General features: G+C 42.1%; 27 protein-coding genes and 1 pseudogene. 6 read left to right on the forward strand and 22 right to left on the reverse strand.

Annotated elements, in window-relative coordinates:
* Positions 1 to 110: 110 nt before the first annotated feature.
* Complete coding sequence (locus CKW02_RS10130) at positions 111 to 1,229, forward strand: NADH-dependent flavin oxidoreductase (RefSeq protein ID WP_223251172.1); 1,119 nt, start codon at positions 111 to 113, stop codon at positions 1,227 to 1,229.
* 52 nt (positions 1,230 to 1,281) lie between these two features.
* On the opposite strand, the gene CKW02_RS10135 is transcribed toward CKW02_RS10130, so the two are convergent.
* Positions 1,282 to 1,788, reverse strand: a complete 507-nt coding sequence (locus CKW02_RS10135; RefSeq protein WP_003216086.1) for a PTS sugar transporter subunit IIA — start codon at positions 1,786 to 1,788, stop codon at positions 1,282 to 1,284.
* Positions 1,789 to 1,955: 167 nt separating this feature from the next.
* On the opposite strand from CKW02_RS10135, the gene CKW02_RS10140 reads away from it, so the two are divergent.
* Entirely contained in the window at positions 1,956 to 2,375 is a 420-nt protein-coding gene (locus tag CKW02_RS10140; protein WP_003215994.1) for an Hsp20/alpha crystallin family protein, read from the forward strand.
* 20 nt (positions 2,376 to 2,395) lie between these two features.
* On the opposite strand, the gene CKW02_RS10145 is transcribed toward CKW02_RS10140, so the two are convergent.
* From CKW02_RS10145 to CKW02_RS10155, 3 genes are all read right to left on the reverse strand, one after another.
* Positions 2,396 to 2,848 carry a YppG family protein gene (locus CKW02_RS10145; protein WP_003215482.1) on the reverse strand — a complete coding sequence of 151 codons (453 nt, stop codon included), beginning with the start codon at positions 2,846 to 2,848 and terminating at the stop codon, positions 2,396 to 2,398.
* A 106-nt stretch (positions 2,849 to 2,954) separates the two neighbouring features.
* Positions 2,955 to 3,335, reverse strand: coding sequence for a YppE family protein (locus tag CKW02_RS10150; RefSeq protein ID WP_223251160.1), 381 nt, complete (start codon positions 3,333 to 3,335; stop codon positions 2,955 to 2,957).
* A 48-nt stretch (positions 3,336 to 3,383) separates the two neighbouring features.
* Positions 3,384 to 3,617: a DUF5446 family protein gene (locus CKW02_RS10155; RefSeq protein WP_231953199.1), complete on the reverse strand. Its 234-nt coding sequence runs from the start codon at positions 3,615 to 3,617 to the stop codon at positions 3,384 to 3,386.
* Positions 3,618 to 3,813: 196 nt separating this feature from the next.
* Between CKW02_RS10155 and sspM the strand changes: the two genes are divergently transcribed.
* Positions 3,814 to 3,918 (forward strand): acid-soluble spore protein SspM, encoded by a 105-nt coding sequence (gene sspM / locus CKW02_RS10160; protein ID WP_012010346.1) that lies wholly within the window; start codon positions 3,814 to 3,816, stop codon positions 3,916 to 3,918.
* A 23-nt stretch (positions 3,919 to 3,941) separates the two neighbouring features.
* Here the strand turns inward: sspM and CKW02_RS10165 are convergent.
* Positions 3,942 to 4,897, reverse strand: a pseudogene (locus CKW02_RS10165) (DUF2515 domain-containing protein).
* Positions 4,898 to 4,943: 46 nt separating this feature from the next.
* Between CKW02_RS10165 and recU the strand changes: the two are divergent.
* Complete coding sequence (gene recU, locus CKW02_RS10170; protein WP_003215988.1) at positions 4,944 to 5,555, forward strand: Holliday junction resolvase RecU; 612 nt, start codon at positions 4,944 to 4,946, stop codon at positions 5,553 to 5,555.
* Between the two features lie 43 nt (positions 5,556 to 5,598).
* The gene (locus CKW02_RS10175) at positions 5,599 to 8,313 is read left to right on the forward strand and encodes a PBP1A family penicillin-binding protein (protein ID WP_003216026.1); all 2,715 of its coding nucleotides are present in this window, start codon (positions 5,599 to 5,601) and stop codon (positions 8,311 to 8,313) included.
* Positions 8,314 to 8,548: 235 nt separating this feature from the next.
* Here the strand turns inward: CKW02_RS10175 and CKW02_RS10185 are convergent, their stop codons facing one another.
* The 17 genes from CKW02_RS10185 to CKW02_RS10265 all read right to left on the reverse strand — a co-directional run bounded on the left by CKW02_RS10185 (position 8,549) and on the right by CKW02_RS10265 (position 23,499).
* Entirely contained in the window at positions 8,549 to 9,058 is a 510-nt protein-coding gene (locus tag CKW02_RS10185) for a YpoC family protein (RefSeq protein WP_003215857.1), read from the reverse strand.
* Positions 9,055 to 9,717 carry an endonuclease III gene (gene nth / locus CKW02_RS10190; RefSeq protein ID WP_003215968.1) on the reverse strand — a complete coding sequence of 221 codons (663 nt, stop codon included), beginning with the start codon at positions 9,715 to 9,717 and terminating at the stop codon, positions 9,055 to 9,057. Before nth ends, CKW02_RS10185 begins: the two co-directional genes overlap by 4 nt.
* A gap of 17 nt (positions 9,718 to 9,734) precedes the next feature.
* Positions 9,735 to 10,439, reverse strand: coding sequence for a DnaD domain-containing protein (locus CKW02_RS10195; protein WP_003215839.1), 705 nt, complete (start codon positions 10,437 to 10,439; stop codon positions 9,735 to 9,737).
* Between the two features lie 98 nt (positions 10,440 to 10,537).
* On the reverse strand, positions 10,538 to 11,830 hold the full coding sequence (gene asnS / locus CKW02_RS10200; RefSeq protein ID WP_095117942.1) for an asparagine--tRNA ligase: 1,293 nt from the start codon (positions 11,828 to 11,830) through the stop codon (positions 10,538 to 10,540).
* 115 nt (positions 11,831 to 11,945) lie between these two features.
* The gene (tseB, locus tag CKW02_RS10205; RefSeq protein WP_095117831.1) at positions 11,946 to 12,422 is read right to left on the reverse strand and encodes a cell wall elongation/penicillin-binding protein regulator TseB; all 477 of its coding nucleotides are present in this window, start codon (positions 12,420 to 12,422) and stop codon (positions 11,946 to 11,948) included.
* A 20-nt stretch (positions 12,423 to 12,442) separates the two neighbouring features.
* On the reverse strand, positions 12,443 to 12,613 hold the full coding sequence (locus CKW02_RS10210) for a YpmA family protein (RefSeq protein ID WP_003215469.1): 171 nt from the start codon (positions 12,611 to 12,613) through the stop codon (positions 12,443 to 12,445).
* A 132-nt stretch (positions 12,614 to 12,745) separates the two neighbouring features.
* Positions 12,746 to 15,538: an ATP-dependent DNA helicase DinG gene (gene dinG, locus CKW02_RS10215; protein WP_003216142.1), complete on the reverse strand. Its 2,793-nt coding sequence runs from the start codon at positions 15,536 to 15,538 to the stop codon at positions 12,746 to 12,748.
* 113 nt (positions 15,539 to 15,651) lie between these two features.
* Positions 15,652 to 16,035, reverse strand: a complete 384-nt coding sequence (gene panD, locus CKW02_RS10220; RefSeq protein WP_034620444.1) for an aspartate 1-decarboxylase — start codon at positions 16,033 to 16,035, stop codon at positions 15,652 to 15,654.
* A complete protein-coding gene (gene panC, locus CKW02_RS10225) occupies positions 16,028 to 16,894 on the reverse strand; it encodes a pantoate--beta-alanine ligase (protein ID WP_003215637.1) in 867 nt (288 codons plus the stop codon). Before panC ends, panD begins: the two co-directional genes overlap by 8 nt.
* Entirely contained in the window at positions 16,891 to 17,730 is an 840-nt protein-coding gene (gene panB / locus CKW02_RS10230; RefSeq protein WP_003215996.1) for a 3-methyl-2-oxobutanoate hydroxymethyltransferase, read from the reverse strand. The genes panC and panB overlap by 4 nt, the downstream gene beginning before the upstream one ends.
* 197 nt (positions 17,731 to 17,927) lie before the next feature.
* Entirely contained in the window at positions 17,928 to 18,911 is a 984-nt protein-coding gene (locus CKW02_RS10235; RefSeq protein WP_003215865.1) for a bifunctional biotin--[acetyl-CoA-carboxylase] synthetase/biotin operon repressor, read from the reverse strand.
* Positions 18,884 to 20,086, reverse strand: a complete 1,203-nt coding sequence (locus CKW02_RS10240; protein WP_003215685.1) for a CCA tRNA nucleotidyltransferase — start codon at positions 20,084 to 20,086, stop codon at positions 18,884 to 18,886. Before CKW02_RS10240 ends, CKW02_RS10235 begins: the two co-directional genes overlap by 28 nt.
* Positions 20,079 to 21,224, reverse strand: a complete 1,146-nt coding sequence (gene bshA, locus CKW02_RS10245) for an N-acetyl-alpha-D-glucosaminyl L-malate synthase BshA (RefSeq protein WP_003215477.1) — start codon at positions 21,222 to 21,224, stop codon at positions 20,079 to 20,081. Before bshA ends, CKW02_RS10240 begins: the two co-directional genes overlap by 8 nt.
* Positions 21,221 to 21,931 carry a bacillithiol biosynthesis deacetylase BshB1 gene (gene bshB1, locus CKW02_RS10250; RefSeq protein ID WP_003215484.1) on the reverse strand — a complete coding sequence of 237 codons (711 nt, stop codon included), beginning with the start codon at positions 21,929 to 21,931 and terminating at the stop codon, positions 21,221 to 21,223. The genes bshA and bshB1 overlap by 4 nt, the downstream gene beginning before the upstream one ends.
* On the reverse strand, positions 21,918 to 22,337 hold the full coding sequence (gene mgsA / locus CKW02_RS10255) for a methylglyoxal synthase (protein ID WP_003215895.1): 420 nt from the start codon (positions 22,335 to 22,337) through the stop codon (positions 21,918 to 21,920). Before mgsA ends, bshB1 begins: the two co-directional genes overlap by 14 nt.
* A gap of 17 nt (positions 22,338 to 22,354) precedes the next feature.
* The gene (gene dapB, locus CKW02_RS10260) at positions 22,355 to 23,158 is read right to left on the reverse strand and encodes a 4-hydroxy-tetrahydrodipicolinate reductase (RefSeq protein WP_003215980.1); all 804 of its coding nucleotides are present in this window, start codon (positions 23,156 to 23,158) and stop codon (positions 22,355 to 22,357) included.
* Between the two features lie 5 nt (positions 23,159 to 23,163).
* On the reverse strand, positions 23,164 to 23,499 hold the full coding sequence (locus tag CKW02_RS10265; protein ID WP_003215805.1) for a nucleotide pyrophosphohydrolase: 336 nt from the start codon (positions 23,497 to 23,499) through the stop codon (positions 23,164 to 23,166).
* A 137-nt stretch (positions 23,500 to 23,636) separates the two neighbouring features.
* Here CKW02_RS10265 and CKW02_RS10270 point away from each other — a divergent pair, with 137 nt between their 5' ends.
* Positions 23,637 to 24,509: a YitT family protein gene (locus CKW02_RS10270; RefSeq protein WP_003215598.1), complete on the forward strand. Its 873-nt coding sequence runs from the start codon at positions 23,637 to 23,639 to the stop codon at positions 24,507 to 24,509.
* The last annotated feature ends 3 nt before the right edge of the window (positions 24,510 to 24,512 follow it).

Here is a 24,512-nt window from a genome sequence, read left to right on the forward strand (position 1 = left end):
GGCGGCAATTTTTTGATGCGCAGCTTATGAGCAAATACTTTGAAGTGTTGTAACAGTATCTATTACACTTCTATAGTGAAATGATTTTATCAAGGAAGAAGATGATGAGAGTGAAAAATGAATTTAAGCCTTTATTTGAACCATTTACGTTTCCAGGAGGTGCGTCTATTAATGGCCGGTTAGTCGTTGCGCCAATGACACACTTCGGTTCTCACGAGGATGGCACTATTTCTAAAGAGGAAATTGATTTCATTACAGCTAGATCTAGTGATATGGGCATGGTGATCACAGCATGTGCGAACGTGACTCCAGATGGTAAGGCATTTGAAGGACAGCCTTCTATCGCAAGAGATGAAGATATACCCGGCCTGAAAAAACTAGCTTCTGCGATTCAGGCAAAGGGAACAAAAGCCATCATTCAAATTCATCACGGTGGCTCTCAGGCTCTCCCTCACTTAGTTCCAAATGGTGATGTGGTTGCGCCAAGTGATGTGTTTAAAGATGGAAAGCAGATTGCACGCGCTTTAAAAGAAGAGGAAATTGTTCATATCATTGACTCTTTTAAAGAAGCGGCAAGACGAGCGGTCGAAGCAGGATTTGACGGCGTGGAAATCCACGGTGCAAACGGTTATCTATTACAGCAATTTTACTCTCCGCATAGCAACCAGCGGACAGATCAGTGGGGAGGAAATGAAGAAAAGCGTCTAGCTTTCCCTATCGCTGTTGTGGATGCAGTGAAAGAAGCAATTGAAAAGCATGCGAAAAAACCGTTTATCTTTGGATATCGATTATCCCCTGAAGAACCAGAAACGCCTGGTTTAACGATGACAGAGACGTTTACCTTAGTCGATGTTCTTAAAACTAAAAACCTTGATTATTTGCATATCTCTTTAATGGAGATTGACTCTAAAGCAAGACGCGGTGCAGATACGGATAAGACGCGTATGGAGCTGCTAAAAGATCGCTGCGGCGATAACCTTCCGCTCATCGGTGTAGGCAGCGTCATTACAGCCGAAGATGCACTAAGTGCCTATAACCAAGGAATTCCGCTTATCGCTGTCGCACGTGAGCTAATCGTCGACCCAGATTGGGCAAAGAAGATTAAAGAAGGCAGAGAAAGCGAGATTGAAACTGTTATTAAACGCAGCCAAAAAGATCAATATTTGATTCCAGAAGGATTGTGGTCTGTTATGGAAGCAAGTCAAGGCTGGGTTCCGATGGAAGATTAATGTCATCAAAAAAACTACCCTCATGCGATTGGGTAGTTTTTTTGTGTCCTGATTATTTCAATTTAACGGTAAAAAGCTTAGATGTCTGTTTTTCAACAGACCCCTTTGGTTCTTTATCGAGATGCTCGATCAAGTCACCATTCATAATGACAATCGGTGTCACTGTACTTGCCGCTTTCTCTTCAATCAGTTCTAAATCACACGTAATGAGAGGGTCACCGATCTTCACTTTATCTCCCTCTTTGATGTGCGCTTCAAATCCTTCGCCATTTAATCCCACTGTTTCAAGTCCGATATGAATCAGAAGCTCAAGCCCTGAGAGTGTTCGAATGCCAATTGCATGTTTTGTATGGAAGAGCTGAATGATTTCACCCTCTACTGGTGACACAATCGTGCCACTATTTGGTTTGACTGCTACGCCGTCTCCCATCATCTTTTGAGAGAAAACAGGGTCTGGTACATCCGTCATATCCATTAACTCTCCATCAGCTGGAGAATAAATGATTTCTTCCTTTACATCATCTTGGTTTTTCCCGAAACCGAATAATTTTTTCAGCAATGTCAATTGCTCCCTTCAAGCTTTGCTTCTAGATCTATTCCGTGTATGAAACGCTACACTCATACACCTTGCTTTATTCAACACTATTTAATCATAATTTTTTCCTCTCATCAATTGATAACCGCCTGAGTCCTTTCTGCATAGGCTGTAGATGAGAGGTGATTCAAATGGAACATGAAGGCGAAAAGAAACATGAATTGCTGGCAAATGAAGATATTCTCTATGAAGCGATTGAACAATTTTTCGCATCCTCCCCGTTTCATGAGATATTAAATAGTGCGGAGGCGCTCATGACCACATCGCATTCACTTGCATCGATTACGACCGATGTGACAGAGGATGAGCAGTTTGTGTATATCGCAATCCAATTTCCAGACCATTTTGTCGAAGGCGATATCGCGCTAGAAGTAAAAGCCCAATATTTACACTTATCCGTACAGGAAACAATTAAAACGGATACAACTTCCTCGTATTCGAGCTTTACAAAAACCATTTTAATGCCGGCAAAAATAGATGAAACGAACATGAAAAGCGTGTGGAAAGATCAAACGCTTCGTGTGACGGCACCAAAGCAAAGAGCCCAATAGATCCTTCTATTGGGTTTTAACTATGCTTTAAAAATGCTCGTAAATCCTTTCGCTAATGAGCCTACTTGATTCATCGTACTCATCATTTGCCCAGCTGTATCAAACATTTTGTTAAAGTCGAATTGTCCATTCGTTTTTTTGAATTGCGATAGCACACTTTTAAATTGAGATGATTGCTGTTTTTGCGGTCTTGGCAAAGGATAAGGGTTCATAGGCTGCTGCATGGGCATCATGCCTGGTGACTGCATCTGGGGTTGATTGATCGCTTCGGGCGGCTGAAAAGGCGGCACATTTTCTTGATATCCATAAGGCGGCTGATAGACAGCAGGTGATGCCTGGCTCATTCCACCTTGATGTGGCGGCATGAAATATTCTGGAGGCTGCGGAGGCTGCTGCTGCATTTCTGGATACGGAAATGGCCCTTGATTGAATGGATTGAATTCATACGGCTGCTGGTTTGAATAAGGGATCATATATCTCGCTCCTCTCGCTCTCAGCGCATAGTCTTGTCACTCATATATTATGACGAAAAGCAGAAGATGTGCCTAAAGCAGCCATAAGAAAAACGCAGCGATGTCTTCAGCTGCGCTTGTTGATTTCTTCTATTAAAAGGTTCAGTGTGTAAATCACTGACTCAACTAAATTTTTCACACGGGGTGCATGCTGTTTGCCAAAATAAGATTGCAGGACAACCTCTTTCCCATTTTCTTTGACGGCTTCAAGCTGTTCTTCGTGTAAATATCTAGGCTTCGCCAGATGAATAAACGAGATCGCAGCAGTGAGCCACTCTTCCATTCTCTGATCAAATGACTCAACGGCCGGCTGAATTTCTGTGTGAAAATCATATACGGGGTATCCCTCTTCAGCCTTTCCCTTTTGGTACTGCTCATACGCCTCTTCGATCCATATTCTCAGCTCTTGTGTATGTTCAAGTAATGTTTGATTATCCAAAGTGTTCACCTCTATGAACCATCCTATCAAACGTTTACTTATTGCTCAAATAGAAAGCTACCCTGCGTGGTATGCCGGTCTTGCCGCCAGTTGATACTCAGCTGCGTGAATCTGCACTTCACAGTCCTTTACTTCTGATTCAAGCCGGTCTATCATTTGTTCTTGCTCCTCTATGGCTGCACGTGTTGTTTCGTTCACAGCAAGAGACAGCTCTTCTTCCACCGCATCAATTTTTCGCTCGATTTCCTCTAATAACTGCAAAATGGATTCTTTTGATACAAATTCGCTCATCATCAGATTCCTCCTTTATCGTCTCTCGTTACATTCTCTTTTCTTTCACACCCTCCTTCACACATGACAAAACTAGAAGCAAATCGCCAATCTAAGTGTAGATGAGCGCTATTTCTTCCTTTTCGACATATGCTTGTCCTTCTTTGTATGATTGCGTCCGATTGTGTAAATTCTAAGGACAAAGGAGGTAGATTTCATGAAAAAGCAGCCAGCACCAAAAGAGCAAAAGCCAAAAGGGAAAGAAAACAGTACAGACCAGCTTGATAAAAAGCTCGGCGGTCCTAATCGACCATCCACGTAAAAAAAGCAGGTACCCCCTGCTTTTTATTTATGCAAAAAATAGTGCTCTAATGAGAAAAGAAAACGAAGCTGTCTTTTTTATGAAAATACCAGTCGGTCAGCTCAATTTGTTTTGGCAACGTCTCTGCATCAAACAAAGATGAGCTCAATTTCTTTTGAAACCAATCTTCTCTTTGATCGTCTAATGAATGTGTCATCACTGGATAAACAGTTCGAAGAAAAGGTGTTGACCTTCTAGCGATCCCTAAAAACGGCTCAAAATCAAACCGTGATCCGGTATGCGGAACAGTATGCAAAAAATGATAAAAACCCGAAAATAAATCGGCCCGAAATAATAGTTTCGCTAGTTTTTTCCCTAATGAAATACGCTCCTTTACGTGGGGAAACTTCCGTATGGTTAACCCGTACAAATGCCCGTCCACCGTTGGAAAAACAACGGTTTGAAAATGTCCCCACTCGCTAAACAGATATTGAATCGAGTGAAAAACATTCTTTTTCAGTAGAGGATTTTGTATAATAGGAGATTGTATAGTATATTGTTCATTTATGATGAGTGCATAAAGCAGGCGCTCTGTGTCACGCTTTAGCCAAAAACGTTCCCACTCAGTGCTCATAAAACGAGATACAGAAAAATACGGAAGCAGATGGAACAAGGGTTTGCCGCACCGCTTAGACCATTCATACAAAAGAAGCTGAGGGTAAGCATCCGAAAAGATCAGCCAATTCGCTCTTTCATATGCTGTGAAAAAAAGGTGCCCCTCTTGATCTGTTAAACCTGGATGGAAGAGCTCGCCCTTTAGATCCGTCATAGACCATCCAGCATTTCTCGAGACAAAGGAAGCAAGCAGCGACCATTTCATCTCTGGATGACGATCATAAAAGCGCTTGTAAGCATTTGTCCTCGTCAGGTTGTCTTTATTTTTCACTTTCGTTTCACGCAATATATGCTGAGTGATGATGTACTCTTCTTGTGACAACATAGGTATCTCTCCAATACAAAATGCATTAAAAGGAGGCTGAAACTTGATGATTCGGTATCCAAACGGAAAATCGTATCAGCCCATTCAACCAATTGGGACAAAAAAAAGAATCAGCGGCGAATCCTCTTATAGTAACCGCGGGATGACGCTTGAGGCTGACTTAAATGAAACCAACCAGTACTATTTGGTCAATGGGATCGCAGTCATTCATAAAAAGCCTACCCCCGTTCAGATTGTGAATGTGGATTATCCAAAAAGAAGCGCTGCTGTGATCAAAGAAGCCTATTTTAAGCAATCATCCACAACAGACTATAATGGAGTGTACAAAGGGCGCTATATCGATTTTGAAGCAAAGGAGACCAAAAGCACCACCTCGTTTCCGCTCAAAAATTTCCACGACCATCAAATTGAGCATATGAAACAGGTTGAAAAGCTAGGCGGCATTTGTTTCGTTATTATATCCGCATTTGGCTCCGTTTATTATTTGCCCGCTCCAGATCTCTTTTTCTTCTGGGAGCGGCAGAAGCTAAACGGCCGGAAATCCATTAGTAAAGATGAATTAATGGAAGCCGGCCACTTAATGACACTTGGATATTCGCCAAGAATTGATTATATTAAAGTAGTGGAGACACTTCATTTTTCGGATGAAAGTAAGTAGCAATGACGTTCGAAAAAGGTTTAACACGAAAGGTTGAGATGTGATGTCTGATCAATTTACAAGTCGTGAACAGCGACGTAAAGCAAGTCAAGAAAACAATAAGAAGCAAAAGAACAAAAAAGGCAAAAAGAAAGCAGGTCTATTTAAAAAAATATTTTTATCTTTACTCGTGATCGGTCTTCTTTGTGTAGTGGCCGGAATCACAACTTTTGCCGTTTTTGCATCGAGCGCTCCTTCAATTGATGATAGTAAGCTCAAAACACCATATTCTTCAAAGCTTTATGACATAGACAAGAAAGTGTTTGCAGAAGTCGGTGCGGAAAAAAGAACGTATGTCTCGATTAAAGATATACCCGATGTGGTAAAAGAAGCATTTATCGCAACGGAAGATGCACGTTTTTATAAACACCACGGGATTGACCCAATCCGTATTGGCGGTGCCCTTGTCGCAAACGTCGAGGACGGTTTTGGAGCTGAAGGTGGAAGTACAATTACACAGCAAGTTGTGAAAAACACTCTACTTAACAATCAAAAAACGTTAAAACGTAAAGTACAGGAAGTATGGCTCTCGATTCAGCTTGAGCAAAAGTACTCTAAAGATGAAATTTTAGAAATGTATTTAAACCGCATTTTCTTCTCACCTTATGCTTACGGTGTTGGGAAAGCGGCTGAACAATTTTTCGGCGTGACAGATTTAAATAAACTAACGGTTGCACAGGCTGCCACACTTGCAGGTATGCCGCAGAGTCCTTCTGCTTATAACCCAGTGAAAAATCCTGAGGCAGCGGAAAAACGCCGCAATATCGTGCTAGGGCTCATGAAAAAACAAGGCTACATTTCAGAGAAAGACTATGAAGTTGCAAAAGCAACCCCTGTCAGCAAAACTGTCATCCCTGCTGATAAATATAAGAACCAAAACTCAAGTAAGTATTCTGCTTACATTGAAGAAGTCATGGAAGAAGTACAGAAAAAAGCCAAAGTGGATGTATCAACAGATGGACTAAAAATCTATACTTCACTCGATCGAAAAGCACAGGATCACCTAGATGATATTATCAATGGAGATTCAGTTGGATTTACGAAAGGTATGCAGGCAGGTGTTACTCTGCTTGATACGAAAAATGGTGAAATTCGCGCTATTGGCGGTGGACGTGATGTACCAGCCGGCGGCTTTAACTATGCGACTGATGCAAAACGTCAGCCAGGTTCAACGATCAAACCAATTTTAGATTACGGTCCAGTCATTGAAAACAAAAAATGGTCAACGTACCAGCAAATTGATGATGCACCGTATACGTACTCAAACGGTACACCAATTAATAACTTTGACAGAAGACATTTAGGGAAAATGTCGATGAGAAGTGCTTTGGCACAATCACGAAACATCCCTGCCCTAAAAGCTTTCCAAGAAGCTGGGACAGACAATGCCGTTCAATTCGCCAATAATTTAGGTATGGACTTACCGTCTGACATTCCAGAATCTTACTCAATCGGTGGATTTGACGATGGCGTGTCCTCTCTAAAAATGGCTGGGGCCTTTAGTGCATTCGGTAATAATGGATATTATAACGAACCGCATGCTGTCAAGTCTGTTGAATTTAATGACGGTACAAAGCTTGACCTAACGCCAGATTCCAAAGCGGCTATGAGTGATTACACAGCCTTTATGGTCACAGATATGCTGAAAACTGCTGTCCAATCTGGAACTGGGACACTTGCACAAGTACCGAACGTTCAAGTGGCTGGTAAAACAGGTACAACGAACTTTACACAAGATGATATCAATAAATACAATATTCCTTCTGGCGGTGCGAAAGATTCGTGGTTTGTTGGTTATACGCCGCAATATACAGCAGCCGTTTGGACTGGGATCGGTAACTCAAAAGATGCGGACGGCAAAATGTGGCTCACAGATTATGAGCAGCGTGTTGCCAAACTCGTCTTCCAGCGATTAATTTCTCAAATTGATGATGGAAGCGGCTCATTTGAAAAACCAGACAGTGTCGTAGAAGCTACGGTTGAAAAAGGATCGGATCCAGCGAAATTGGCCGGACCAAATACACCTAGTGAGAAGAAGACAACAGAATACTTTGTAAAAGGTACGGTTCCGACAAAAGTGTCTGACACATATGAGAAAAAAGAAGCTGATAAACCTTCTGATCTAAAAGCAGTGTATGATGAAGAGAAAAAATCCATCACACTGACTTGGGGCTATGATAACGACGCAGATGCTACATTTAATGTAAAACAAGCGGTAGATAACGGCGGCTATAAAGAGATTCAAAACAGTTCTGCTAAAGAAGCGGTCATCTCTGATGTAAAGCCTGGCTCTACTTATAAATTCCAAGTGACAGCCACTGTAGAGGATGTCACAAGTAAAGCAGCTTCTACCTTCCTCACCATCAAAGATGATGAAGATAAGGAAGAAAAAGCAGATGATGAGAACAAAGAAGAAGAAGAACCGCAGCAGCCTGACGACGAGCAGACAGACCAGACTGACGATAACAAAAATCAACCCCCAGGCACTGATGAGCAAAAGCCAGATGATAAAAAAGATCCAGACAAAGATAAGGATCAGGATCAAGGCGGAAATACGGAAAACGGAAATAATGGTTCTTCCGATGATGGTTCAGACAGTACAAATGGGAACGGCAATTCACAAACTGACAATAAAGATAAAAAGAAAGATGATGCGAAAACGAACTCTCAAAACTCAAGTTCGCAATCAACTTCTCCTAATCGAAAAGAAAATGAATAATGAAAAAGCACTTGCCTATATGGCAAGTGCTTATATTGTTGACAAAGTGCTAAAATGATGTTTATTTTAGCACTTTGTCTTCTTTTCAGCGTGATAGAAAACCTTTGAAGTCTAGGAAGGGCGAGCACTGGCGCGGAGCGAATTGAACATTCGTGAGCACTAGCGCGCAGACCTGACAACGAATGCGAGGGTTTGTCTACACGCTGAGCACTTGCCTATATGGCAAGTGCTTTTTTTAACGGTTTTGTCTGATTTTTTTAAGTGCTTCATATTTTCCATACTGCTTTTTTAGTTCTGTGTATAGCTCGTCTAGTTGAATGAAGCAGTGATATTGAGTCGGTTTTACCAATATGAACTCTAAACGTTCTGTCCAATTAATAGGAGCAACAGGAAATGTCTCTTGCTTAATATGTTCCCAATCAAGCGTTTGCAGTCTCTCCCCTTTGATCCAGTAAAACATCGCAATCATACTGACAATCCCTTGAAGCATATCATCTTCTTCACACCGGGACTTTCTTGTTTGAAAACGAGGAAGCATTTTTTCTTTTAATTCATTCCACAGTTCGAACATCACAGGAACAAATTCTTCTGTTTTCTGCCATGGAAGTTCATCTCTTAAAGGTTCTGAAGATAGATCATATGCGAGTGGATGCTCTCTAAGGATGTCTACTCGATCGCCTTTCATCTCTACCTTTTTCCCTTTTAGTTTTTCGACATATGAGGAAAAAACAACTGCCCCGCTCATGCCAGCTTCACCAATCCTTTTTTCAGCCTCTTCTGCCCTTCTCTACACATATCAAGAAGCGGACAAGATTCGCACTGCGGACGTTGCGCCTTGCAGTGATATCTGCCAAAAAAGATCAGGCGGTGATGCGTCACAGACCAATCTTCTTCTGGCACTTTTTTCATTAAGGTTTGTTCTACTTCGAGAACAGAATCCTTCCAGCGGCAGATTCCAAGTCGCTTGCTGACACGTTCTACATGTGTATCCACTGCAATTGCCGGCACCCCAAAAGCGACCGAAACGACGACATTTGCTGTTTTCCGGCCCACCCCAGGAAGCTTCACAAGCTCGTCCCGATCCTTTGGCACTTCGCCGTCATATTCTTCAATCAGCATTTTGCTCAACTTTTGAATGTTTTTGGCTTTATTTCGATAAAGGCCAATCGAACGAATATCTTGCTGCAATTCTTCAAGCGGTACACTTAAATAGTCTTCTGGTGTTTTATATTTTTGAAATAACGTTTTGGTCACTTTGTTGACAAGCACGTCTGTACACTGCGCAGAGAGTGCTACAGCGATCACAAGTTCAAATGGATTCGAATGAACAAGCTCACACTCGGCCTCTGGAAACATATCTCCTATAATATCTAAACATTCATTGATTTGTTTTTTTGATAACATGACTTCTCCTTTATTGGTTATTGTTCCAGCCAATTATAAAAAGGAACTTGTCGCTTATATGTTGACGTCTCTTCTTTTGATGGTGGCGCTTTTTGCTGAGAACGGAAATGCTGGCTATGCTCTTTTGCTTCTTCCGCTGTTTTTAGCCCTTTCTTTTTCCACTCAAACAGAATTCGGTCGATATAACGGAAATTTAATTTTCCTGATAAAACCGCTTCTCTTAATGCTAGGCGAATCATTTCAGCATCATGATGGTCTTGATCCATCCAGATCGAGAGTGTTTCTCCTTCAAGAGGAGAGAGCGGTCTGCCAAATTCATCTTCAAATAAAGCATATAAAGACTTTTCAGCCTGTACGTGAAGTTTTTGACCTTCCTTCGCTTGTTTTGCCTCTAAAAAGTCATAGAGCACGCCCCATAAAGGCTCAACTGAGTAACGGTCATGCTGAATACCAGACCCGTCTTCAAACGGCTGAATCGAAATAAATCCTTTTTGAATTAAATGCTGAACCATATACGCACACTCTTCAGCTGAAATGGTCATGCCATTGGATAGCTCTTCAAATGTTTGAAAGAACACACCTTGTTCTTCATTCATTTTAATCTTAAGCATCACCATCATTTGTGATTCATTCAGTCCTAACTGCTCATAATGAGCAATCAGCAAATTAGGCAAACTGGTCGAACCCATTTGCTGCATATTAATAAATTGCTGCCTATTCATCGGATACACCTCTTCACTTTAAGTATATCACGTTTTATTTCACGTGCCCCTTCAAAAAACGTTTGAAAAAGCCTCCATATGTTGGAGGCTTTCACGTCTTAAGGATATAAACGGTTTAATAATCTTGGGAAAGGAATGGTTTCACGCACATGCGGCGCTCCACTAATCCAAGCAACAGTACGTTCAAGTCCAAGACCAAAACCTGAATGCGGTACAGAACCATATTGTCTTAATTCTGTGTACCATTTGTATGTTTCTTGATCTAGCCCATGTTCTTTCAATCTTGCTTCAAGCAGCTCTAGATCATGGACACGCTCAGAACCGCCAATGATCTCTCCGTAGCCTTCTGGTGCAATCAAGTCTGCACAAAGAACAACATCATCACGATCTGGTGCAGGCTGCATGTAAAATGGTTTTAATGATGTTGGATAATGAGTGATAAACACTGGTTTATCGTAGCTTTCAGCGATCGCTGTTTCGTGAGGTGCGCCGAAGTCATCTCCCCATTCAATATCGTCAAAGCCTTTTTCTTGCAAGAATTTAATTGCTTCATCGTAAGTGATGCGTGGGAATGGTGTTTTGATATTTTCTAATTTTGCTGTATCACGGCCAAGTGTATGCAGTTCCACTTTACAGTTTTCAAGTACACTTTGAACCACATGAGTCACATAATTTTCTTGGTACTCAAGGTTTTCATTAAATTCGACAAAAGCCATCTCAGGCTCGATCATCCAAAACTCAATTAAATGACGTTTAGTTTTAGATTTTTCAGCTCTAAATGTTGGACCGAATGAGAATACTTTTCCGAGTGCCATTGCCGCAGCTTCCATGTAAAGCTGTCCACTTTGAGAAAGGTACGCATCTTCATCAAAATATTTCGTCGCAAACAGCTCCGTTGTGCCCTCAGGTGCACTTCCAGTTAAAATTGGCGGATCTACTTTCACGAAGCCTTCTTGATGGAAGAACTCATATGTAGCACGAATGATTTCGTTACGAATTTTCATAATGGCATGCTGCTTTTTAGAACGAAGCCATAAATGACGGTGATCCATTAAGAATTCTGTTCCATGCTCTTTTGGTGTAATTGGGTAGTCAGTTGCTTCGTGAATCACTTCAATGGATTTCACTTGCAATTCAAAACCAAGAGGTGAACGCTCGTCTTTTGTTACTTGTCCTGTCACATAGACAGATGTTTCTTGAGTGACCGATTTCGCAAGCTTAAAGACTTCCTCTTCCACTTCTGCTTTTACTACGACTCCTTGAATAAAGCCTGTCCCGTCACGCAGCTGCAAGAATGCAATTTTACCGCTTGAACGTTTATTGGCAATCCATGCGCCGATGGTTACATCTTCATCGACATGTTTGAACACTTGATTAATCGTTGTTTTCAACATAATTCCCTCCAAAGCCAGAAAGAAGCTCACCTTTTCGATAGGTGTGATTCTTTTTTCATACATTTTATTATAACCGTTCTAAATCAGCATGGTCAACGCAAGACAGGAGAAACTATGGTGTTACATTTTTTTCCACATGTCCTGTTGAGAAGTCGACATAGCTAAAGCTGTATTGATTGTTTTCATTTAAGTACGTCACTTCCCAAAGGAGTACGTCACCTTCTCTTGCTAATTGAACGTCCTTTAGCTTAGAGACTGTGTTCTCCTTTTGAACAGCTTGTACTGCTTGATTTGAGGTCATACCGTCTTTTGCTTTTTTTGCAATCACTTTTTCTTTTTTGCTGGCAGGTACCCAAACATAGGTTGTTTCGTTTTGTTTGTTTTTCCCTTCAACAATAAATTGTTTTTCTTTTCCGACAAAGGTTTCTACTTGCTCCACTTGTACGATGTTTGCTTGTTTTTTTGCTCGTTCAATCGCCGCCTCATGACCTTGTTCCTTTTGCCCCATGGCAATCTGATAAATCCACGTAAAGCTGATGATGCCAATGAGCAAAACGAGAGCCACAACGGATGAAATGATCCAAACTATTTTTTCATGTCAAGCTTCCCCTATGTGCGATATATTGTAAATATCGCTTGATTTTGATCTTCTTGATCTAATGCCAATCCAAACATGAGATCTTCTCTTTTAAGCGTTCTGTTCAATAAGTCAACAATTTTATACAGGTCCTCTGAATGCTTAATGTGAACAGTTGAAAGTACCTCTATTTTACTTTCCACTTCTAATTCCTCCTCGGTACGTAAATATTGTTAGTCATACTTTTCGGCGCAGGAACCGATACTATTTTTACAACGGAACACAAAAAGCCGTTACGATAAATTAACTCCAAACCCACACCAGCTAAAGGCCGCTTATGACAGCGGCTTTTCGTTGTTGAGTTTCTCTATATACGCCTCAAGTGATTCTTTTGACATCTCGTGGACCGGCGCATGAGGGAGTGATTCTAAAAATAGTTTTCCATATGACGCGGTTTTCACACGGCGGTCTAAAATGAGCAATGTCCCTATGTCTTTTTCAGAGCGCAGCAAGCGTCCTGCACCTTGTTTAAAGGTTAACACAGCTTCTGGGAGAGCAACGGCTTTAAACGGGTTCTTTCCCTGTTTTTTAGCGGCATCACATTTTGCTTCAATGAGCGGTGAATCAGGCGGCCGAAACGGGAGGCGTGCCATAATGACTGTTGTCAGCTCTGATCCAGGAAAATCGACACCTTCCCAAAAACTACCCGTACCAAGTAAAATCGCATGTTTTGCTAATTTGAACATCTTCGTTAATTTAACAGGGCTACCGCCCGTCAGACCTTGAGCAAAAAGGGCGGCTTGCATCCCTTCTGTTTTCAGTTCATCATACACTGCTTTTAACATCTCATGTGAATTAAATAACACCAATATTTTCGCTTGATGCTGCTTTTCCATCATCTTAATGTACCGTACTGATTGCTTTACATAGTCGCGCTCATCACGGTTCGTAATCGGCGGCATATCAGCTGGTACGATAACCTTGAGCTGTTTTTCAAGTTCAAACGGTGACTCAATCTGTACAAGATGCGGATAAAAATCCTGCAGACCAAATCGTTCTAAGCAATAATCAAAGCGACCATTGATTGTGAGTGTCCCTGATGTGAGGACAACACTTTTTTTGTTCATAAAAAATCGATCCGCTAAAAGCTCTCCAGTATCTAGCGGCTGTGCATGCATAAAGACAGCATTTTTGGCACCTTTTGCATCAATCTCAATCCAAACCGTTTCATCGTTTTTCGGTTCAAAAATGAATCGGTACAGCGTACTGCAAAATGTGTGCATAAACGACATCACTTGATCGTATTCCTCTGCTTCAAACGCAAAGTGCTCTGTCAACTGATCACTTTTTTGAAGAAGCTCGCTTTTTTGCTGCTCATACAGCTTTTCACAAGCAATTAACAAAGAACAAAGCTTACTTGCCGTCTCTTTAATCCGTTTCCACTGCGCATGCTTCGAATGATGACGGACTCTATGAATGAGACGATTGATGTCTGCTTTTGGTTTTGTCCTTTTGACAAAAGAATGAACGGTACTAAAGAAGGCGTCACTTTCCATTTGAAGCTGATTGAGATACTCATCCATTTCGATAAAGGTGTCCGTCTGTAAGCCGGCACCGTGAAATCTCTTTTTGAGCTTCTTTAACAGACCGCCCTGCATGGAGCCAAGCTGCGTTAATTTCGCATGAAGCTGAATATACGACGCACTATCCCCTAGCGTTTCATTGGCTGTTTTCTCAAATTGGTGAGCCTCGTCAATCACATATACGTCAGCATGCTGAAAGATAGATGATGCTTCCGTTTGTGATAAGAGCAGGCGATGATTCGTTAAAATTAAATCAGCTGTTTTGGCCCTTCTTTTCGCACGCTCATAAAAGCAGTATTCCTTAAAGCGGCGCTTTTTCGATGTAAACGGCATGTGCACACACGAAATCCGGTCTTTTATATTGGCAGCTCCCGACGGTAAATTTAGTTCAGATAAATCACCCGTTTCTGTCACAAGGAGCCACATTAATATTTGCGCCTTCGTTAAGACCACATCATAATTATCATCTTCCTCATGCAGCACATGCTCAAACTTATCTAAGCAAATATAATGCGCCCGACCTTTGAATACACAGGCTGCTGGCTCAAATGGAAGCAATTGATTTAAAATCGGCACATCACGCTGAAGCATTTGCTGCTGCAAAAGAATGGAATATGTACTAATAATGACAGGTTTTCCTGATTTCTTTGCTTCTAATGCAGCTGGTATGAGGTATGCAAGCGTTTTTCCAATACCTGGTGCCGCTTCAATTAAAGCATAAGCTCTTTCATGAAACACATCTCTCACTTTATTCATCATCTTGAGCTGGCCTTCTCTTACTTCATAGCCTTCCACTGTGTGGGGAAGCTTCTTTTTGATCTCCTCAAATAGCTGTTCATCGTCTTCCCCTACTGAATCTGTCGTATCCTTTTCAGAATTGGTGACATCTTTAACAGCAAAAGAGCCGACTTCTACAAAAGATTCTTCGCGGCTAGCATCACTCGTTTCAAGCTGCTGGATTAAAAATCCAATATCACTTAAGAGATAAGAGGATAATCTGCGCAGCTGCTTAAGCACATTTGGCGGTGTATGTGTTAATTGATGGAGTAAGGTTAAAAATAACATGGCAGTAACTTCCGCATCACTATCCGCCCTGTGCGGGTGGTCATGTGGAAGCATGAGCTCTTCACTTAATTCAGTGAGCTTATAGCCTTCAAGCTCTGGATAAAGAATTCTAGAAATTTCAACTGTATCAATCGCTAGCACATCCAGCTCATTTTTCCCGCATGCTTTTAGTTCATCATTTAAAAAATTCAAGTCAAAATGAACATTGTGCGCAACAAAATAAGCGCCTTGAATGAGATCATACACCTCTTGGGCAATGTCCTCAAAAAACACTGCATCGTCTACCATATGCTGCTGAATGCCTGTCAGCTGTTCAATAAATCCAGGGATCGCTTTTCCCGGGTTCACATATTTTGAATACCGTTCGACAATTTGTCCATTTTCAATGACCACCGCAGCAATTTGAATGATTTTATCACCCTTTTTAGGTGAATTTCCGGTGGTTTCAATATCAACGACAACAAACCTTTGATCGGCCATAAAATGGACACCTCAATTCCTCGTTCCACTCGAAGTGAAACACGCTCTGGGCAAAAATAGCTGAAACAGAACAGCTCCTTTTCTTAAACTGTTCTGTTTCATTGCAGCATGCGTTATAAAATCGTTCTCGCAGGCTCTTGCCCAATCATTTGTTCAATTTGATTTTCTTTATTTAACACGACCACTTTTGGTGTATGTGTCTTTGCTTCTTCTTCTGAAAGCATCCCATAAGCGATAATGATCACTTCATCACCCGGCTGAACCAATCTTGCTGCTGCGCCATTTAGACAAATGACACCGCTCTTTCTTTCACCGGGAATAATATAAGTTTCAAGTCTCGCGCCATTATGATTATTGACAATCTGTACTTTCTCATTTGCCATCATACCTGCCGCATCAAGTAAATCTTCGTCAATGGTGATGCTTCCTACATAATGTAAGTTTGCTTCTGTTACTGTCGCTTTATGAAGTTTAGAAGTCATAAAGGTTCTATACATGCTTTTCACCGCTTTCAGGAACATGGAATATCACATTATCAATCAGTCTTGCCCGTGAGAATTTCACCGCAATCGCAATGATGACCTGACCTGCTAACTGCTGAAGCGGCTCAAGCTCTGGATAGGAGTAAATCTCAATATAATCAATTTCCCCGCTCGTTTGAAGAATTTCTTCTTCTACCAACTGATAAATGCGACTGACGTCACGTTCACCTTTTTCAACCGCTGACTGTCCTTTTTTCAATGCGCGGTACAAAGCAGGAGCTTCTTGTCTTTCTTTATCAGACAAGTACACATTTCTTGAACTTTTCGCTAAACCGTCTTCTTCCCTAACTGTCGGCACTGAGACAAGATGAAGATCAAAGAAGAAATCCTTGATCATCGCATCGATCACAGCGACTTGCTGCGCATCCTTTAGACCAAAGTATACATTTGTTGGTGCTACAAGATGAAATAGCTTTGTCAGCACAGTCACAACGCCGCCGAAATGTCCTGGGCGTTTTTTCCCGCATAAGACATCAGTCCGCTTTTGAACCGTCATCGTGATCGATGGTTCATTTGGATACATTTCTTTCACATCAGGTGTAAATAAAATATCTACCCCTGCTTCTTCTGCAAGGCGCTGATCTCTTTCCATATCCCTTGGATAGGATTCAAAGTCTTCGTTCGGTCCAAATTGCAAGGGATTGACAAAAATACTCATTACCACAATGTCATTTTGATCTCTTGCTTCTTTCGCAAGCGTCAGATGTCCTTCATGAAGAAAGCCCATCGTTGGGACAAAGCCGATGGAATGCTGTTTTTCTTGATGCAGCTTGATCAATTCCTTCAACTCGTGAATATGGGTGACAACGTTCATTTTTTGATCCCCCCATATAAACCATCAAGGACTTCTTCTTTGATATGAAATGTATGCTTGTCTTCTGGAAATGTGTGTGCTTTTACTTCTTTTGTATATTGAATAAGCGCTTCTTCTAATACAGTATCCATTTGCGCGTATTGTTTCACAAACTTAGGTGTCCTAGACACGCCGTATCCTACCACATCATGGTAAACGAGAACTTGTCCGTCTGCCTCAGCCCCTGCACCAATCCCGATCACAGGAATCTTCAGCATGTCGGTAATTCGTTTTGTCAGTTCACCAGGTACGCATTCAAGCACAAGTGCAATCGCACCAGCTTCCTCACATTTTAAGCTGTCTTCAATCAATTTCTGCGCACTTTCGTGGTCTTTTCCTTGCACTTTATACCCGCCAAGTACTCCAACTGACTGAGGTGTGAGGCCTAAATGACTGACGACAGGAATTCCGCCTCTTGTAAGGGCTTGAATGGATTCAAATACGCCATCTCCACCTTCTAGCTTTAAGGCATCCGCACCGCTTTCTTGCATGATGCGTGCTGCGTTTTTCAATGTTTCTGCTAATGAATAATGGTAAGACATAAATGGCATATCCGTCACAATAAATGTGTCTTTTGCGCCTCTTTTCACTGCTTTTGTATGATGAATCATGTCATCGATCGTGACTTGTACTGTCGAATCGAGTCCAAGTACAACCATCCCAAGTGAATCACCGACTAAGATCATGTCGACTTCCGCTTTTTCTGCTTGCTTTGCAGATGGATAGTCGTATGCTGTCAGCATTACAATTGGTTCATTTTGTTCTTTCATTTTGAAAAAATCTAGCTTTGTCTTCATTTGTTCCTCCTCATTCTGGAGAGGAGATGGCTTGCCTCACATCACATGTTTTGATCTCTCATGCGCGGCGAATCATCCCTCTGTCCAAGTCCCTTAGGATCAAGGCAGAAATTTATCAAATTTTTGTTTCTAACAGGTACAGCTCTTTTCAGATACTGCCCACACGAAGTATATCAAAAATGTGCCGGGTGTTCCACTTAAGTTGACTTGATCTCGATGTCTGCGGAGTAGATTTTTTGGATCCCTTCCTCCGTTTCAAGCAATAAAACACCTTCTTCATTGATTCCGAGCGCTTTTCCAGTGTATTGCCCATTGACGGTGCGGGCCACAATATGCTGCCCGATCGTCATCGCAAACGATTCCCATAATTGTTTAATGGGCGCAAATCCTTGCTTCATATAATCAGCATACCTTTTTTCAAAGGTGGACATGATCTGTTGGATGAGCGCAGCACGGTCCACTTTTTCATTCAATTCCATTCGCAGGCTCGTGGCGACATCCTTTAGTTCATCCGGAAAGTCATCAGCCGTTTGGTTCACATTAATTCCCGGGCCAATAATCACCGCATGAACCTGGTCCGCCTCTGCTTTTAATTCAGTCAGAATGCCAACGACTTTTTTCCCGTTTAACAAAATATCATTTGGCCATTTAATAGATGGACTGAGTCCTGTTTGCTCTGCAATGGCTTCTGCGATGGCTACAGATGCTAAAAGCGTCATCTGCGGCGCTTTGTGCAGCGGAATTTCAGGTCTTAGAATGAGACTCATCCAGATGCCTGTCCCATTTGGTGAATGCCACATTCTTTGAAGGCGGCCTTTCCCGTTTGTCTGATGATCACTGACAACGAGCGTGCCGTGGGGCGCACCTTCATTTACAAGATCATGGGCAATCAGCTGGGTGGAGGCGACTTCTTTCTGAAAATAAATGTGCCTGCCAAAGCTCTCTGTGTCGAGACCAAACAGAATTTCGTCCTCACTAATTTTGTCCGGTTTACGTAGCAGGCGATATCCCTTTCTTCTGACGGCTTCTACCTCATACCCCTCTTTTCTGAGGTCCTCTATATGCTTCCAGACAGCCGTTCGAGAACAGCCAAGCTCATCACATATTTGCTGACTTGAGACAAAATCCTGGCTAGATGCTGTAAATAGTTCGATTAATCGTTTTCTAATTGCTGATCGCATGCTGTAAGCCACTCCTCTATGGCTTCTTTTCGGTTTTCTAAATGATTGTGCAGAACGGCCTTTTTCACCAAATCAAGCTCTTCTGCGATCCATTTTCCTGATGTCTTTTGCCGAAAGGCCATTAAATCTTTTCCTGAAACAGCGAGGTCTTGAAGCGTTTTAATCGGCAGTGCATCATAAGAACGCTTCGCTGCCTCCAGCTCGTCAAAGAAAATGCGGCGCTCGTGTTTTAGCTGTGAGATCTTCAAGCTAGATAAGAGCACGTGTTCACCAGCCTCAAACATCTTCTCCGCATCCCAGTCACAATCGACGTATTGACTAATAGCCACAGCGTCTTTCAAAAGCTTTGTTGACAGCTTCCATTCTTTTAAGAAGAGCACAGCCTCCGCTTCATCTAAGCCAAGCAAATGGATAACAGCCCCCCATACCTCTTCCAGTCCATCCAGTAAGTAATACGGAAATGACTGAAAGGATTCTTGCAGACGATCCTTTTTGAGACCCGGCAATTCTTCATACAATTTGGTAGAAATGAGCACCTTGATCGCCCGCTCACAATAACGACCTTTTAAAAGCTTTTCCATTTCAATCTTTTTGCGTTCAACGGATATGTTGGCAAGGAGGCGCTTATCTTTTTCCATCGCTTCAGCCGTCTCAGGAGCGAGCTCAAAGCCAAGCTGGCTTAAAAAACGGACCGCTCTCATCATACGAAGCGCATCTTCCTGAAAGCGGCACGCAGGATCTCCTACGGTTTGAATTCGTTTCCGCTCAATATCCTTTTTTCCCTCTACATGGTCAATAATCTCCCCATCTATATCCATGGCCATCGCATTGATTGTTAAATCTCTTCTTAAAAGATCTTCCTTCAAGGATGTGATAAACGCCACTTCTTTCGGTCTGCGAAAATCTTCATATTCTGATTCAGTTCGAAACGTCGTCACCTCATAGCTGACCCCATCATGTAACACAATGACAGTGCCATGCTCCTTGCCAACATCAACTGTTTTTTCAAATAAAGACTCGACCGTATCAGGCGTTGCATCGGTTGCTATATCAATATCACCGATTTCCCTGCCTAACAGGACATCTCTCACTGCTCCGCCGACAAAGTAAGCCTGATGCCCATGTTCGTGCAGTGTATGTAAAATAGGGATCGCATGTGTGAATGGTTCATTCATCTTCATCATCACCTTCGATCAATTCTAGGTAAAGCTCTTCATATTCACTCACTATTTTTTCAGAAGAGAAATGGGCTTGAACGCTAGACTGGGCCGCCGCTGACACTTGCTCATGAAGCGCTTTGTTTTTGAGTATTGAGACTGCGTGTTTAGCTGCCGCTTCTATATCGCCGAGCGGGACAAGGAAACCTGTCTCTCCATGTCCAATGACCTCTGGTATTCCGCCAACATCTGTTGCAATACAAGGGACACCGCAGGCCATTGCTTCAAGAAGTACAAGCCCAAAGCTCTCCTTCTCAGAAAGCAGCAGCTTCAAATCACTAATTGAATAAAGCTCCTCTACCTTCTCTTGCTTTCCTAAAAACAACACACGATCAGTTAGTTCCAGCTTTTTCACAAGATCGCATACAACCGACTTTTCAGGACCATCACCAATCAGCAGCAGCTTTGCATGCACCTGGTCAGAAATCTTTTTAAAGACATGAATCACGTCATGCACGCGCTTTACCTTTCGGAAGTTCGATACATGGATGATGACCTTTTCGTCCTGCATGAGACCATAATGTTTCTTCAGCACTTCATGATCTTCACGCAAATACACACGCTCATCGACGAAATTATGGATCGTATCAATTTTTTTATCCGGTTTAATCAGATCATACGTCTGTGCAGCTAATGAATGCGACACAGCTGTTACCCGGTCTGATGATTCGATGGCAAACCGAATCACTTCCTTTAAAGATGGATCATAGCCTAAAACCGTAATATCCGTCCCGTGAAGCGTGGTAACGACTTTCACTGTGTGTCCCGTCATTTGCTTCGCTAAGTACGCACAGACGGCGTGAGGCACCGCATAATGTGCGTGAATAATATCAAGCTTCTCTCGTCTTGCGACTTCTGCCAATTTACTTGCTAATGCAAGGTCATAAGGCGGATATTGGAAAACAGCGTATTGATTGACATCCACCTCATGAAAATAAATATTCGGATACACTTTATTGAGCCTAAACGGAATACTTGAGGTAATGAAATGAACATCGTGCCCTTTTTCAGCTAAACGTTTTCCAAGTTCCGTCGCAATAATGCCCGATCCGCCGACACTTGGATAACAAGTGATTCCGACCTTCAGTTTTTTCATAATTCCCCCCCAATTAAGTCGTCATCGATCAAAAGTGGTTTCTTTGTGATAAACCCTTCTGCATAAGCTTTATTGACTTCTCTTCCATACATAGACTCTCTCATTTTCACAAAATCAATATACCCGTTCACAAGAGGTGTCTCAACTGAATGCGCCGATTTCACAAATTGGCTTTGATACGCATGCAAGCTATCAATCTTTTGGTGCATTTCCTCAGAAATATCAATCACAAAATCTGGACGATGATGGCCGTTAATCATGTAATAATACATCTGACTTATTTTATGCGCTGGCTGCTTGTATGAATCTTCAAATTTATGTATACCTGCCGAAAAAGCAGCCTCTTCTACAAGTGAACCCGCATGACCATGATCTGGATGCCGATCTTGGTGATGCGGAGCAAAAATTAGCTTCGGTTTGTATGTACGAATCACGCCCGCAATGTCCTTCATTGCTTCGTCATTTAAATAAAGACCTCTGTCTGGCAGCGTGAGCTGGATTCGCGTTGACACGCCTAAAATGGCGGCAGCCGCTTTCGCTTCCTCTTTACGGCTCACTACTGTTCCATTCGAGGATAATTCAGCCTGGGTCAAGTCGCAAATTCCGACACGCGCCCCTTTTTTTACGTATTTTGCAATCGTTCCGCCCATACCGATCTCTACATCATCGCTATGGGCTCCGAATGCAAGGATATCAAGTCGTTTCATTTGTTCCTCCGTTTTTTGCTACATCTCGAAAATCAAACGTACCTTTATTTAAATTCCTGACTAAAATCTCTGCGGTCCCCATATTGGTGGCAAGTGGAATGGTATACACATCGCATAGCCGAATAAGTGCAGATACATCCGGTTCATGCGGCTGCGCGGTAAGCGGATCTCTAAAAAAGAGCACAAGATCCATTGCATTATCAGCAATTAAAGCACCAATTTGCTGATCTCCTCCAAGTGGTCCTGACTGGAAACGATGAATGGGAAGCCCCGTCGCTTCTTTCACTCTCAAACCTGTTGTCCCTGTTGCGTAAAGTGTATGATTTGCCAATATATCATGGTACGCAATGGCAAATTGGATCATGTCACTTTTTTTCTTATCGTGAGCGATTAAAGCAATGTTCATCAGGAATCCACTCCTTATTAGTCGATGATATTTTCTAAACCATAGACGAGCTGATCAATGTGCATAACCTGTTCAACTGAAAGCTTTACACCTGACATAAATGAGGCACGATTATAAGAATCATGACGAATGGTGAGCGTCTGTCCGTCCATTCCAAACAGTACTTCTTGATGTGCGATCATACCCGGAAGTCTTACGCTGTGCAGACGGATACCGTCATAATCTGCGCCTCGTGCACCTTCGATTAATTCTTTTTCTTTTGGATGTCCTTGCTTTTTGCTTTCTCTGACTTCTGCAATCATTTCAGCTGTTTTAAGCCCAGTACCGCTCGGAGCATCTAGTTTTTTATCATGATGAAGCTCAATGATTTCAACGTCAGGAAAGTAATTCGCTGCCATTTTGGCAAACTTCATCATTAAGACCGCACCGACAGCAAAGTTTGGCGCAATAATACAGCCTATGCCCTTTTCTTCTGTTAATTGCTGTAGCTCTTTCAGGTCAGCTTCAGAAAAACCAGTGGTTCCGACAACTGGGCGCACGCCATGTTCAAGCGCCTTTTTTGTATGTACTTTCCCGATTTCTGGTGTCGTCAAATCAATTAATACATCAGGTGCTGTCTCTGAAAGACACACATCAATATCTGTATAAATCGGCGCCTCAGATGTCGTATGAATCACATCAGATAATTTTTTTCCTTCGTGCGCGTGATCAAGGGCTGCCACAAGCTCAAAATGGCTCGTTTCTTCTGCCAGCTTCACAGCTTCTATCCCCATTCTTCCTCTTGCTCCAGCGATTACTACTTTGATGGTTTGGTTCGTCATCGTCTCTACTTCCCTTCTTTTTTCGTCCAGCGGTCTTTGTCTCTTGTATTGAATTTATGCATCACACGATCATGTGCTTCCTCTAGTGATATATCTAGTGAATTAGCGAGACATGTTAACACAAACAAAACATCGCCAATTTCTTCTTCCATGCTTTTTTCTGTTTCCGTTGTTTTTTTCGGCTTTTCTCCATAGTAATGGTTAACCTCTCTTGCTAGCTCACCTAATTCTTCTGTCAGACGGGCCATCATGGCAAGCGGGCTGAAATAGCCTTCTTTAAATTGTCCTATGTAATCATCTACTTCTTGCTGCACGTGACGCAGCGTTTTTTCATTCGTCATGAAGCTCATCCTCCTATCCATCTCTTACATGTTAGCGAAATCATAAATATTTGACAAATGTTTAAAACTCAGTTTGCTTGTTTCTCTCCCATACCATATAATATTATCGCTGTCTAAGCAAAAAAAGGAGTGGTCTCTTGCTAAAAGAAATTCGTCTTAAAAATATCGTCTTTATTTTAATAGGATCTGCGATTTTTTCTTTCGGTCTTGTTCATTTTAATATGCAGAACAACTTGGCGGAAGGCGGATTTACAGGTATTACACTGCTTTTATATTTTCTATTCCACATTGATCCATCCATTTCAAACCTTGTCTTAAACATTCCGATCTTTTTTATCGGCTGGAAAATGCTCGGCAGAACGATGTTTACTTATACAATTGTAGGTACTGTCAGTCTTTCTGTCTTTCTTGCCATCTTCCAGCGCTTTCAAATACATATGCCTCTCCAGCACGATTTGGCCCTAGCCGCACTCTTTGCAGGTGTGTTTATCGGAACAGGCCTCGGGATCATCTTTAAGTTCGGCGGTACTACCGGCGGTGTGGACATCATCGCAAGACTCATCAACAAGCATTATCAAGTAGCTATGGGACGAACAATGTTCATCTTCGACGCTTGCGTCATTACGATTTCTCTTACTTATTTAAATTACAAAGAAGCCATGTATACACTCGTCGCAGTATTTGTTGCTGCGAAGGTCATTGACTTCATGCAAGAAGGCGCTTACGCAGCCAAAGGTGCCATGATCATATCTGAAAAAGATGACATCATTCAAAAGAAAATCACAGAGGAAATGGAGCGGGGTGTGACCATTTTAAAAGGGGTCGGTTCCTATACAAAACAGGAGCGCAACGTTCTTTATTGCGTCGTCCCAAAAAACGAGCTTGTCCATCTCAAAAGCGTCGTGACCTCAGTCGATCCTCATGCGTTTGTATCCGTCAGCGACGTGCATGATGTGCTTGGTGAAGGCTTCACATTAGATGAACACAAAAAGCCGCTCAATCCGCATTAAAAA

It is taken from the genome of Bacillus pumilus (genome assembly GCF_900186955.1).
GTDB classification, from domain to species: domain Bacteria; phylum Bacillota; class Bacilli; order Bacillales; family Bacillaceae; genus Bacillus; species Bacillus pumilus.